Below are 12,298 nucleotides of genomic sequence, written 5' to 3' on the forward strand. Positions count from 1 at the left end.
GCGCCGCGCTCATCGGCGCCGGCCTCGTCGCGGCCCTGCCCTCGCGGCCGCCCCGCCCGTCATCCACCCATCACTCGGCGACGACGATCTGCCATCGCTGCTCCTCGCCGCCGCCGCCCCCCCGCTGCTCGATCGCGGCGGCGTCCTCGGTGGAGCCCTGGTAGACCCCGATCAGCTTGCCGCTCTTCTTGTTCCTGATCTGGAAATCACCGCCGCCCAGATCGATGAACAGCCACGCCTGGTTGTCGCCGTCGTGGTTCTCCCATTGCACCAGCGCGACCCCGTCGCTCGTCGACTCGTCAGGGACATCGAGCACCTTGCCGCTCTTGACGTTGGTCAGCCGGAAGTAGCCCGATCCATTGTAGTTGAAGCTCCACTTCTGGCTGTCTCCTCCCCTGTCCGCGTTCTGGACGACGTCCGCCCCGTCCTCGCCCGACGCGCCGACGACATCCATCACCTTGCCGCTCTTCTTGTTGACGAGCTTGAAATTGTTCGTCGCTCCGGCGACGGCGCCGGCCGACGTGTCGATGGTCAGCGTGTTGTTCCAGCGCATGCTCATGGTGGTGTCCGACGGGAAGGAGATCGGCTGCCAGACGTACGTCGAGTTGTTGACCGGTCCGCTCCAGGCCCCTGCCCACCGGTCTCCCATGTACAGGTAGGCCGTCCCGGCGCTGCCCTGGACCGGGAGCACGTAGGTCGACTGGGAGTGGTAGGTCGTGCCGTCACCGACGTTGGTCATCGCCGACCAGCCCCTGTCGAGAGCGCGCGACGTCGCGTATTTGGCCTGGTTGGGCGACCAGCCCGTGGCGCCCGAGGTCAGCAGGAAATAGGTGCCGTTCCGCTTGAACAGCGCCGGCGCCTCCCGGTGCCCGCCGGGGAAGAGCGTGGCGGAGAGGCGGGCGATGGACAGGTAGTCGGGGGCCAGCTCGTAGAGGTTGAGGTCGTAGTTCTCGTTCGTGGCGGAGATGAAATAGGCCTTGGCGTCGTCGTCGACGAAGAGCCCGCAGTCGCGGGACATGTACCCGGGCTTGCCGTGATCGGTCACCCCGCTGCCGGCGAGCGGCCGGAAGCTGCCGTGATACGTGTAGTCGCCGTCCACGGTGCTCGAGCTCGCGACCGCGGCGCGGGCCTCGCCGTAGTTCACCCCGTTCTCCCAGTGCATCCACATCACGAACCTGTTCGTGGATGCGTTGTAGACCACCTTCGGGCGCTCGATGTTGGCCGGATCGAGGTCCTTGTCCGAGTCCATCGTCAAGACATGGTTCCTGAACTCCCAGCGCCGCAGATCGGTCGAGCGATAGCAGGAGACGGCATAGAACGTCCCGTCCGGGTTCCGGTTCTCTCCGAACCAGTAGTAATGGTCGCCCACCCGGATCACCCCTCCCCCGTGGGCCTGGATGGGCTTGCCCGAGGTGTCGGCCCACTGGATCCCATTGACCAGGGGGCCGACCGCCGGCGGCTGCTCCGGTCCCCCACCCTCGCCAGCCGCCCCGCCGCCGCCGGACGCCGAGCCGACCGACGCGCCGGAGGTGCCGGGCGCCCCGCCCCCCGAAGCGCTGGAGGTGCCGGGTGCCCCGCCGCCGCCGGACGCCGAGCCCACCGATGCGCCGGGCGCCCCGCCGCCTCCGGACGATGAGCCGACCCCGGAAGCGCCGCCGCCGCCCTCCGATGAGCCCCCAGGGAGCTCTTCCGAGCCGGAAGCGCAAGACGCGACGCCGAGCCCCACGACCAGCAGGCCCATCACCGGAGACAAGGAACCGAGACGCATGACGCCCTCCAGAAAGAGCGAGATCTCGGTGCCTTCAACCGGACGAGTCAAGCCCTTCTCGCGCGCAGCGGCCTGGGTGATTTGATCCGCTCCCGTGCGATCTGCCAGCCTGCGCGCCGCGCCCCGAGGTGGTAGGGCGGGTTCATGCAATCGTAGACCACGCTCGCGCCGCGCGTGGCCTCCTCGGCGAAGGCGAGGTCGGTGATGTCGCCGCACACCGACGTGAGCCCCGGCCGCTCCGGAGCGCGGCGGGTGCGCTGCACCAGGCGCACGCGATGGCCTTGCGCCAGCAAGAGCTCCGCGACCCGCGGGCCGATCTGGCCGGCGCCGAGCACGACGTGGAGCCGGCTCTCCCGTGCGCGGGACGAAGGCTGCTGGAGGGGCTGATTCCGTGCGTCAGCAATCCCTGACGGGATTTCCGACGCACGGAACGAAGCCGGTTTCCCCCCACCCCTGCACCAAGCAGAGCGGCGGTCTCCCGCGCAGGAGACGGGCCCAGATCGGCGTTTTCGGCGCGGAAGCGCACTCCTGTGCGCTGAGCACCGAAAACGTCGAGGTGGGCCCGTATCCGAAGCGGGTGACCGTCGCTCTAGGTGAGCGAGGGGAGCGCGCCGGTGCTGTACTGCGGGTCGCCGAAGGTCTTGTCGTCGGTCCCCATCGCGTTCGCGATCGTGACGAGCAGATCGTTGTGCTGGCGGGCCGAGCCGCCGTTCGCCAGATAGTCCACGAAGCGGCCGGTGCGGAAGACCCCGCCCGCGCTGCCGGCGAGCAAGAACGGGATGTTCGTGAGCGCGTGCTGCCTCGACTCGCCGATCTCGGTGACCCACAGGACGACGGTGTTGTCGAGGAGCGTGCGATCCCCCTCCGCGTACGAGTCGAGCTTCCCGAGCAGGTAGGCGAGCTGCTCCGCGAACCACGTGTGGATCTTCATGTACTTCTCGTCACCCGCCGCGTTCCACTCGTGGGAGATGGCATGGTGATTCTGCGTGAGACCGAGGAACGGGTAGAGGTGCTCGCTCTCGGCGTACGACCACTGGATCGTGGCGATCCGGGTGAGGTCGCACGCGAGCGCCGCGGCCATCATGTCCATCTGGAGCTTGCCGATGGCGGGCATGTTGTCGTCCTTCGAGAGGTCGATGCGGTCGCCCAGCGCCGGGGCCTGGCAGCTCGTGGTCGGGTTGCCGCCGCCGCCGGTCGAGGAGCCACCGCCGGCCAGGCGCGCCTCGATGTCCCGGATCGACTGCAGGTGCGAGTCGAGCTTGAGGCGATCTTCCTTGCCGATGCGAGGCCGCACGTCGGCGATGTCCTCGCGGAGGATATCGAACACGGTCCGCCGCTGCGCGCGGAGCCGATCCAGCGCGGTGGAGCCGCCCGGGTCCTGGCCCTGGCCAGGCACCGAGGCCCCGAAGAGCTGCTGGAACGTGTCATAAGGGTCCTCGCGGGGGGGGATGGGCTGGTCCGGCCCGGCGTAGCTGAGCCGACCGCGCACCTCCGCGTCACGGACCTGGACGCCGAGCTCCAGGGTCCGGAACAGCGTGCTCGGCTGCAGCTTGTTCGCGATGTGCTGATCGAGCGAGATCCCCGACGACCAGCCGGCGTTGGTCGACATGAAGCTCTTGAAGTTGCCCTTGAGCAGCGCCCTCCCCGTCAGCAGGCCCCCGATGCCCCGAGCGTGCTCGGAGCCGATGTTCGAGTTGACCACGACGTTCATGTTGACCCCGCGCAGCGGGATAATCTTCGACTTGAACGGCGAGAGCGGCTGGAGCAGCGGGCTCAGCGTGAAGTTGGTCTCGGTCCCCGTGGGCATCCATTTCGACTCCATGGTGCCGTTCGGCGTATAGAACACCACGAAGCGCTTGGGCGCGGTGGCCTCTTGCCCGCGGGCCAGCTCGGAGTTCAGCAGCGGGATCGTCGCCGTCGCCGCCAGCGCGCCCTGGAGCATCCGCCGTCGAGAGATCATTCGCGGTTTCATGTCACTCCTCCTCTGCGATCGCGCTGCGGTACAGGAACGCGTCGGTCTGCGTCGTCGCCACGATGAGCTCCACGAGATCACCCTCCGAACCGTGGAACCCTGCGCGCAGCCCGTCGAGCGAGCACTCGTCGTCGACGTTCTCGAAGCGGCCCGCCGTGTAGCGGAACCATTGCGTCGCGAGGCACTCGCGGACCTGCGCGCTCCCGGCGAGCTTCTCCGCCAGCTGGCGAACGCCGACGAACGGGCCGTCCATGTCATCGGACAGGACCATCTCCCCGGAGACGTCGATGACCTGCCCACCCTCCTCGGTGCGGTACGCGCCCACGGCATCGAAGTTCTCGAACGCGAAGCCGATCGGATCCATCAGCTGATGGCAGCCGGCGCACCTGGCGTTGGAGGCGTGCAGGTTGAACCGTTCACGCGCGGTGACGCCCTCGTCGCCGGTGGGCGGCGTGAGGTCGACGTCGTCAGGAGGAGGCGGCGGATCCTGGCACATGAACTTCGAGCGGATGGCCTTGCCGCGCAGCACCGGAGAGGTCTGATCGGGGTGCGCGTGGACGGCCAGGAACGCGGGCTGCGTGAGCACCCCCGCGCGCTGGTCCGGCGGGAGCTCCACGAGCTGGGGTGTGGTCGAGCCGGGCGGGACCGTCACGCCATAGAGCTCGGCGACGGACTCCGTGGCAAAGCCGACGGGCAGCGTGAGCAGGCTCGAGAGCTTGTGGTCCCCCGACCACAGCACGTGCTCGACGAACGCGGGAGTCTCCGCGCTGATCCCCGCGACGAGCTCGTCGTCGTACCCGGGGAACTGGCTCTCCTCCTTGACGATGGTCTCGAGCTTCCCGAGGTTGAGCCATTGCTTGTAGAACTCCGTGATGGCCCGGCGCGCCCGCGGGTGCTCCAGCATCTGGCGGGTTCGCTCGGCGAGCTGCTCGCGGGTATCGAGCAGGCCCGCCTCGGCGGCGTCGAGCAGCTCGTCGTCGGGGCCGGACGCCCAGACGAGGTACGACAGGCGCGACGCCATCTCGTACGGGTCGAGGCGCACCCGCGACGAGGAGGCATCGAGATCGTGACGCAGCTCCAGGCGGAACAGGAATTTCGGCGATTGCAGCGCGGCCCGGATGACGACCTCGATGCCCTCACGGAACGACCCGTCCGTGCGTCCCGCGGCGTAGGCGCGCATCAGCCGGTCGACGTCCGACGTCTCGAGCGGTCGACGGTACGCGCGACGGCCGAAGTCCTGGACGAATTGCCGCGCGCACGCCTCCTCCTGGGGGACTTGCCCCTCGACCGCGGCCGGATCACACGGCACGAGCTTCGACAGATCGCCCGCGACCGCCTCGGTCGCGAGCGCCTCGGCCGCCAGGAGGTATTTCTCCGCGTGCAGCGCAGACACGGTCAGCACCGTCGCGTTGTTGTTGAAGCCGCCGGCGATCTCATCCGGAGGGAATTGATCGGCAGGGGTGAGGGACGTTCCGAGGAGATCTCGGACCGTGTTGTTGTATTCGAATCGCGTCAAACGCCGCTGCGGCGCGAGGATCCGCTCGGCGCCGCACACCGGGGGATCTCCTGGTCCGGACGTCGAGGCGTCCTCCCCGGAGCTGGAGCCCGAGCCCGAGTCCGCCGCTCCGATCCGCCCGTTACCGCACCCGGCTACGGCCGTCAGCGCGAGCGTCGCCATGAGCGCGTGACCGGCTCGCCAGCGACGATATCCTAAGTCATCCATACCGTGACCTCCTACCGTCGGTCACAACCTACGGTGAAGCCTCGGCAGACGTCAAGCGCTGCTCCCATCAATCCACGGCGCAAGACGCCAGCGTCCGATGGCCGGACAGCGGTCAACAACGGACCGTCCGCTGGCGAAGTCTGATGCTGCCCGAAGACTCCACTCCCGTCATATTATGGATCGACTGGCCGTCACTTGACGCGACACGCGCCGCGTCAGCCCAGCAGAACCGGGCGCACTACGGCCTCGGCAGCGAGGCGAGAGCGCGACTCCGTCGCACCTTCCCAGGCCACCCACGCCGCGCACACGAGCAGTCATCGGAAGAATTCCCGCTCCGGCGCGTATTGATCACGAACCGCCGAAAGCTTTCGAATTTTGACCAGCGACGTCACGCGCGCCGCGCGCCTCGAGGTCGCCGAACGGCTCGCGCTCGAACGGGGCGGAGAGGCCGGTCGGCGCCCTCGAGCGCGGGGGCGTCGGCCTGGCGCTCGTCCCGCGGGTGGACATCGACGGGCTGGAGCAGTTCGTGTTCCGCCCCATCGTCGACGACGAACACGTGATCGTGACCCGTCGCGGGCACCCGCTCGCGCGCGGGCGCGGTTCGGCCGGAGCACGCGATAGCGCCGCTCAGGCACTCCACGGCGTCCGTGCAGGTTCGACTCCGCACCTGCTATGCTGGCGCATGGGTCAACGCATGGTCGCGGTGCTCGGCTGGCTGCTCGCCCTCCTGCTCGTTCCGTCCGGCTGCCATCCCCCGTCGACACGAGCTCCGGCCGCGCTGCCCGCGCGCGCGACTCCGATCCATCACGCGACTCCGACCCCGCGCGATCCGTCGGCCGTGGTCGACCCGGACGATGATGCCGGTATCGCCGCGGCGCTCGCCGGCCACGGGCTCGATGGCTGGATGCACGGCGCGGCGCCTGCGTCCGGTCTCTTCGTATTCACCTACCGGCTCCCGCACGATTTCTTCCGTTACGCTGACTTTCCGATGATCCCGGGGTCACCGGAGGTCGCGCGGGAGCTCGCCGGGCTCCAGCGGCATGACCGGCTGCGCGTGTTCGGCAGCCTCGAGAAGAAGGGCCCTCAGCGCCATGTCCGCGTGCGCCGCATCGAGGTGATCACGCGGTTTTCCTCCGGCGTGGACGCGCCGTCGTATGCGCACGACACGACCACGCGCGCGGCGCTCCTCGGGGGGCGCGAGCTCGTGGGTCGTGTGCACGGCGTCGACGCCGAGGGCAAGATCCTCGTTGTCGAGCTCGCAGACAAGGTGGTCCCGGTGTTCGTGACCCGCCCGGAGCACGTCCGAGACCTGTGGCGCAATGACAAGATCCGGTTGCATTACGTGATCGCCGAGCGCCCCGATCGCCCGATCCACCTGCGGCTCGATCCGGCCGTCTCGAGGCCAATCGAGGTGCTGGAGCGCGTGCAGGCCGGTCATGGCCAGCCGATCGAGCTGGAGGGCGATCTCGTGCTCTTCCCGAGGAGCCCGCAAATCAAATTCGACATCTGGGCGCTGCGCGTCGTCGACAGGGATCGGGTGGAGCGCGAGTATACGCTCGTCAATTTCAGCGATCCGGAGCTCTTCGAGGCGATCCGCGACAAACTCGCGCGGGGCTGGGCGGCGCACCCCGGCGCCCCTGTGGACGCGCGCAACAAGTTCATCAAGCCAGGCCTGCGCGTGCGCGCGAGGGGCGTGCTCAACGTGATCTCGCCGGCGCAGGCCAACCCGCAGATCTTGCTGTCGTCGGAGGGGGCGGTCGAGGTGCTCGGAGCTCCGGGAGGGGGATCAGCGCCTGCTGTCGACCGATGAGGCGTCCCCGCGTCCCGCCGGTCCGTCCTGTGCATCAGCCAGGGCCGCCCGCCTGACGGGCTCGATCACGGCGGTAGAAGGCAATCGCGCCTCCATTTTCTGCTTGCCCACGGTTTCCTGAGACCACACTATCTGCCGGGGGTGGGGTACCCGTACGCGCCGCCCCTCGGAGCGTCATCCTTCCGTATCTCGAGCGAGCGCCCACCCCGGCTCGGGCCGCTCGCGGCGTTCGTCCGTCAGAGCCCAGGACGCTCCACGCGCCCGCTTCGCTGCCCGGTGTCCCGACAGCCATGCTCTCGATCGGAGGTGCGCCCGTGAAACCAGCGATCGTCCTACAGCTCGTCATCGTATCGTCGTGCCTCGCCTCCGCCGCTGCCGCCGCCGAGCAGGCGTGCGGGTACTCCAGCGCCGGCTGGAACGCGCCGAACGGCGCGGCGGTGTTCAGCGCCGGCTCGGGGCCGATCGGCGACGTCCTTAACGCGGTCGGCGAGTTCCGGACGCACTCGATGCTGTCGCACGGACCCGGACGGTGGGTGACACATGTCACCATGAAGCAGCCGCGCGAGAACTCCTGGCCCGAGGTGTGCAGCACGCCCATCGTATCGAACGATCTGCTCGATGGTTATCCCGGGCTCGCGCAGGTCAACCAGGGTGGGATCTACCGCTTCCTCTACGGGAGCGGCGGGAGCGGCCCGGCCGCGCTGACGTATCAGGTCGGCAATGCCAAGAGGGCCGCGTCGATCGGCGAAACCATCTGGTGGGAGGTGCCTTACTACGCCGAGCGCTCGATCATCGACGGAGGGGTCGAGATCCCTCGGCTGAGCGTCCGCGGCGACCGGGTGCACTACTCGTTCTTCCAGTACCGCAACACCGAGGGCACGCCCACCGGCGAGCCGGCGTGGAACAACGGTATGGTCTGCTCCTCATTCCTTGCCTATGCGCACCACCTCGACGGCCAGGGCGCCATCCCCCCGTACACGTACAGCCATACCAAGCTCGCCAGCGCGGCCAACGCCCTTCACGGCGGGGTGATGGACAGCTGCGAGAACAGCCTGGGGTTCTGGGGCTCGATCGGCACATCGATCGTCTGCCTCTCGGACGTCTGCGAGAAGGCCGCCAATCAGGTCGCGAACTGCATGGCCTCGCACGCATGCGACACCAGCAGCGGCAGCTTGTGGAGAGGAGTCCGAGACGACCCGAAGGCCGTCGCCGTGTCCATCAGCCCCGACCGCATCGGCGGCTGGAACGGGCACCCCTGGGGGACCCAGGCCGGCGCGACCGTCTGGTCCGCCGATACGAACCACAACGTCCAGTGGAACTCCGGAGGCAATGTGTACGGGTGCTGGTACTGACGATCGCTCGAGCACGCTGACGTGAGGAGCTCAGGCCATGAGGACCAGGAACGGTGCGCGTCGGTCGAAGGCGCAGTGGGTCGGCGTGGCGGCGCTCGCCGCCGCGCTCTGGCTCTGGGTCTGGTCGGCCCGCCCTCCCGAGGCGCCCGAGCCCGCCCGGGCAGCGCCGAAGGCGAGCGCGCCGGAGGCGCCGCCGAGCGCGAGACGCGCGGCGAGCGCCGCCGCGGCGAGCACGAGGGCGCCCGAGGAAGACCCGGCGCCCCTCATCGACGAGATCGAGGTCGAGAAGCCGGAGGTGTGCGCCGGCGAGGAGAACCTCATCACCGTGCGCGCCCATACCACGAACGGGACCGACGAGTACCTCCACAGCGTCATTGGCACGCGCGCCGGATCGCGGGTGCCGCTCCGCATCTGGCCCGACATGGACGGATCGTACGAGATGCCCACCATCTCCGTGTTCGGGCGGAACAACGTGGTGCGTCAGATCGAGGTCCCGAGGTACAAGGTCAACGACTGCAAACCAGAGCGGATCGTCGTCATCACCCACAGGCTCCTGCCGAGCACCCCCGGTGACTACGAGCTCACGGCGCAGATCGTCGACGTCGGGGTCAAGGACGAGCCCGACGCGAGGCCGTTCAAGCCCGCGAGTTATGCCTGGGTGTTCGACGACGGCGGCTCGGAGAAGACCAAGGCGCCGTTCGTGACCCACAGCTACGAGCGCCGGCCGCAAACCGCGCTCGTCTCCGAGTTTCTGGTCCGGGTGGAGGTCAAGAGCGAAGCGGGCGAGAAGCTCGCCGGCCGCGCCCTGCTCCAGATCCCGAACATGATGTTTCAGGACCTCGCCGAGCGGGGCATCGTGACCATCGGGGCGACGCCGACGCCCCGATTCCCCAAGCAGGACGGCGACGGCGTGGTCCGGCAGGCCTTCCGCTTGTGGCATCACCGCGACGCGCCGGTCCGGATCGATACCGTCACGGCGGTGCGGCACTACGCGGGAGCCTCGGACGCCTCACCGCGCGAGAACGCGTCGCTCGGCGTGGTCGAGATCCCACCGGGGCAAGGGGTCGATGTGGAGGTGAGGCTCGACACGGTGCGTGAACCGGATGTCTTCACCATCACGTACTTTGTCGAGGGGGAGACGGCCGAAGGGAACGCTGCGCGCGGGACGTTCTCGCTGATGAAGCCGCCGCCCGCGCCGACCAAGGAGTCGAGCATACCGGTCACGGAGCCCGTTTTCCTGGCGAAGATCAAGCGAGCGCGAGAGCTCCTCGCGCAGGAGTTCGTCACCGACGAGGACATCTGGCGGCTGGAGCGAGAGGGGAAGATGGCGGATCTCGACGTCTCGCCGCCGCGGGCGAAGGCGCCTTAGTCCGATCAGCGTGCCTCGGCCCGCCGCGCGCCGTCGGCCGCGGCGGCGTCGGCGCGGTTCATCCGCTGGATGCAGAGCTTGAGGCCGGCGCGGAGGTTGCCCATCGTGATGATCCCCGAGAGATCGACCCCGAGCGCGATCATCGTCTGCGCCACGTTCGAGCGGATACCCGTGATCACGCCCTCCGCGCCGAGGAGCCGTATCGCGCGGACCATCTCGATGAGGTAGCTCGCCGTCTTCGTGTCGACGGCGTCGACCCCGGTCAGATCGAGGATCGCGAAGCGCGCCCCCTTGGTCGAGATCGCGTCGAGGAGGCTGTCCATCACCTCGGAGGTCCTCACGCTGTCGACGACGCCGACCATCGGGAGCGTCAGCACGCGATCCCAGACCTCGATGATGGGCGTCGAGAGCGCGCGAATCACCTGCTGCTGGGCCTGGATCATGTCGAGCCTCGCCTGGAGCTCGACCTCCTTGCGCTTCACGTCCGTGATGTCGAACGTCACGGACACCGCGCCGTTCTGCGCGCCGCGCTCGTCGAAGATGGGGAGCAGCCAGGACCGCCAGGTGACGCCGTGGGCCTCGACCTGATTGTCCACGACCTCTCCCGCAAACACGCGCCGCATCCCGTCCACGGCCGCCTGGTTGGCCTCGTAGAGGTCGAAGACGTTCTTGCCGATGAGCGCCCCGGGCTCCACGCCCGAGTTCTCGAGCCCCTTGCCGTCATGATGGGTGAACACCCCATCGCGATCGTACTTGCACGCGGCGATCGGGACGTGATCGAGGATGGCGCGCAGGATGATCGAGTCGTCCCGCGACGCGTCCGCCAGCCGGCCGCGGTCGGTCACGTCTTGCCCGAGGAAGAGCCTGCGCACCACCTGGCCGTCGGCGCCGCGCATCGGCTCGTGCACCCACGCACACGCGACGACGCGCCCGTCCTTCCGCCGGTGCTCGGCGGAGAGCGGCGCGCCGCCCTCCCCGTCGCAGAGGCGTCGCCAGAGGTCGACGTCGGCGCTGCCCAGCGCCGTGTCCGCGAGGCGGCGGCCAATCACCTCTTCCCCGGTATAACCCAGCAGCCGCTCCGCCCCGGCGCTCCACGCGGCGATCTCGAGAGCCCCGACGTCGCCCGTGCACTCCACGGCGATGAACGGTCCGTTGAGGACCGCGTTCATGTAGCTCGTCGCGGTCTCGAGCTCGTCCGGGCCGGCCAGCTGGTCCATGCGCCGCACTGTACCGGGCACATCGTCGGAATGTCGAGAAAAACGGCCACGCCCGGCGGTCAGCTCCCTCGCTTCATCGTGGCCTCGATGAGCCCGTGCGGCTCGTCGACCGGGACGAAGATCTCGTTGTCGTTGGTGAGCCCGAAGGGTGCGAGATCGACGAGCAGGCAGTGCTTGTTGGGGAGCGAGAGGCTCACCTCGTCGATGGCAGGACACGCGGCGAGCACCGCCTCCCCCAGGTCATGAATGGTGTGCTGCACCGAGAGGCTGTGTCGCTCCGCGAACGTCTCGATCAGGGCGCGGCGGGCGCGCTCCCACGTCGCCGTCGGCGCCGGGTCGCGGCCGGCCGCGCGCCAGCGGGCCACCATGAGCGTCGAGAGGATGCGGTCCCCGGTCTCCTTGAGCGTCGTGTGCTCGTCGCGCGGGAAGCCAGAGAACGCCGAGCCGGTGGTCTTGAGGACGAGGAGGTCCGCGACGCCGGACGTGATCTCGACCCCGCCGGGAGCCGCCGAGATCTCCGCAGTCCGCCGCTCCCCTGCCGCGCGGAGGAAGGCGTGAGGGTGCGGCGCGCCGCCCGCGTCGACGCGAGACCAGACGTTCTCCGCGATAGCGACCCTCGCCCGCCGGGTGTGCGGCTTGCCGAGGAAGTGTTCGGCGAGCAGGACGCCGAAGTCCTCGATCGGCTCGACCGGGTGGCCCTTGGCGAGCGCGTACACGGTGTTCTTCATCGTGTCCGTCGGCAGCACCTTGCTGTTGTCGCCCTTCGTGTAAGCGTCGTCGAACTCGCCCTCCAGCTGGACATCGACCTGGACGTCGGTGAGCTCGTGCCGCGCGCCCGCGCGGCGGACCTTCACGAGCCGCACCCTCGATTTGCCGTAGGCGTTCCGCACCAACGAGATCGACATCGTTCTTCAGCTCCCGCGCCGGGCGACGACGCTCTTTTGAGACGCGGGAGAGACGGTAGCTCGAAGCGCGACGCCGGCTCAAGCCTGGCGGGTCCCCTCGCCGTCGACCCGCGGCGCGCGACGACGCGCCGGCGGCGGCCGCCCGCCGGAGGGGCGTCGGGCGGGCCCGTGCGATATCGCGC

Annotated in this window: 9 protein-coding genes; 3 read left to right on the forward strand and 6 right to left on the reverse strand. The window is 69.1% G+C overall.

Annotation, left to right across the window (positions count from 1 at the left end; genetic code table 11):
* Window positions 1-70: 70 nt before the first annotated feature.
* The 4 genes from WMF34_RS20795 to WMF34_RS20810 form a co-directional block, all read right to left on the reverse strand.
* A complete protein-coding gene (locus WMF34_RS20795) occupies window positions 71-1,768 on the reverse strand; it encodes an RICIN domain-containing protein (RefSeq protein WP_437994307.1) in 1,698 nt (565 codons plus the stop codon).
* Between the two features lie 47 nt (window positions 1,769-1,815).
* Window positions 1,816-2,103: an NAD(P)H-binding protein gene (locus WMF34_RS20800; protein ID WP_437994308.1), complete on the reverse strand. Its 288-nt coding sequence runs from the start codon at window positions 2,101-2,103 to the stop codon at window positions 1,816-1,818.
* A 254-nt stretch (window positions 2,104-2,357) separates the two neighbouring features.
* Window positions 2,358-3,740 carry a DUF1552 domain-containing protein gene (locus WMF34_RS20805; RefSeq protein WP_437994309.1) on the reverse strand — a complete coding sequence of 461 codons (1,383 nt, stop codon included), beginning with the start codon at window positions 3,738-3,740 and terminating at the stop codon, window positions 2,358-2,360.
* Window position 3,741: 1 nt separating this feature from the next.
* Window positions 3,742-5,463 (reverse strand): DUF1592 domain-containing protein, encoded by a 1,722-nt coding sequence (locus WMF34_RS20810; protein ID WP_437994310.1) that lies wholly within the window; start codon window positions 5,461-5,463, stop codon window positions 3,742-3,744.
* Window positions 5,464-6,145: 682 nt separating this feature from the next.
* On the opposite strand from WMF34_RS20810, the gene WMF34_RS20815 reads away from it, so the two are divergent.
* The 3 genes from WMF34_RS20815 (at window position 6,146) to WMF34_RS20825 (ending at window position 9,994) form a co-directional block, all read left to right on the forward strand.
* On the forward strand, window positions 6,146-7,273 hold the full coding sequence (locus WMF34_RS20815; protein WP_437994311.1) for a hypothetical protein: 1,128 nt from the start codon (window positions 6,146-6,148) through the stop codon (window positions 7,271-7,273).
* A 314-nt stretch (window positions 7,274-7,587) separates the two neighbouring features.
* Complete coding sequence (locus WMF34_RS20820) at window positions 7,588-8,625, forward strand: hypothetical protein (protein WP_437994312.1); 1,038 nt, start codon at window positions 7,588-7,590, stop codon at window positions 8,623-8,625.
* 37 nt (window positions 8,626-8,662) lie between these two features.
* Complete coding sequence (locus WMF34_RS20825) at window positions 8,663-9,994, forward strand: hypothetical protein (RefSeq protein WP_437994313.1); 1,332 nt, start codon at window positions 8,663-8,665, stop codon at window positions 9,992-9,994.
* 5 nt (window positions 9,995-9,999) lie between these two features.
* Here the strand turns inward: WMF34_RS20825 and WMF34_RS20830 are convergent, their stop codons facing one another.
* Window positions 10,000-11,211, reverse strand: coding sequence for a PAS domain S-box protein (locus WMF34_RS20830; protein WP_231864962.1), 1,212 nt, complete (start codon window positions 11,209-11,211; stop codon window positions 10,000-10,002).
* A gap of 59 nt (window positions 11,212-11,270) precedes the next feature.
* Entirely contained in the window at window positions 11,271-12,116 is an 846-nt protein-coding gene (gene pucL, locus WMF34_RS20835) for a factor-independent urate hydroxylase (RefSeq protein WP_437994314.1), read from the reverse strand.
* Window positions 12,117-12,298: the final 182 nt, after the last annotated feature.

It is taken from the genome of Sorangium sp. So ce145, assembly GCF_051525985.1.
Taxonomy (GTDB): Bacteria; Myxococcota_A; Polyangia; order Polyangiales; family Polyangiaceae; genus Sorangium; species Sorangium cellulosum_B.

What these genes read in the sequence shown, in the direction of transcription:
- WMF34_RS20795 (WP_437994307.1), bottom strand. Translation starts at nt 1,768, where the DNA reads ATGCGTCTCGGTTCCTTGTCTCCGGTGATGGGCCTGCTGGTCGTGGGG.
- WMF34_RS20805 (WP_437994309.1), bottom strand. Translation starts at nt 3,740, where the DNA reads ATGAAACCGCGAATGATCTCTCGACGGCGGATGCTCCAGGGCGCGCTG.
- WMF34_RS20810 (WP_437994310.1), bottom strand. Translation starts at nt 5,463, where the DNA reads ATGGATGACTTAGGATATCGTCGCTGGCGAGCCGGTCACGCGCTCATG.
- WMF34_RS20815 (WP_437994311.1), top strand. Translation starts at nt 6,146, where the DNA reads ATGGGTCAACGCATGGTCGCGGTGCTCGGCTGGCTGCTCGCCCTCCTG.
- WMF34_RS20825 (WP_437994313.1), top strand. Translation starts at nt 8,663, where the DNA reads ATGAGGACCAGGAACGGTGCGCGTCGGTCGAAGGCGCAGTGGGTCGGC.
- WMF34_RS20830 (WP_231864962.1), bottom strand. Translation starts at nt 11,211, where the DNA reads ATGGACCAGCTGGCCGGCCCGGACGAGCTCGAGACCGCGACGAGCTAC.
- pucL (WP_437994314.1), bottom strand. Translation starts at nt 12,116, where the DNA reads ATGTCGATCTCGTTGGTGCGGAACGCCTACGGCAAATCGAGGGTGCGG.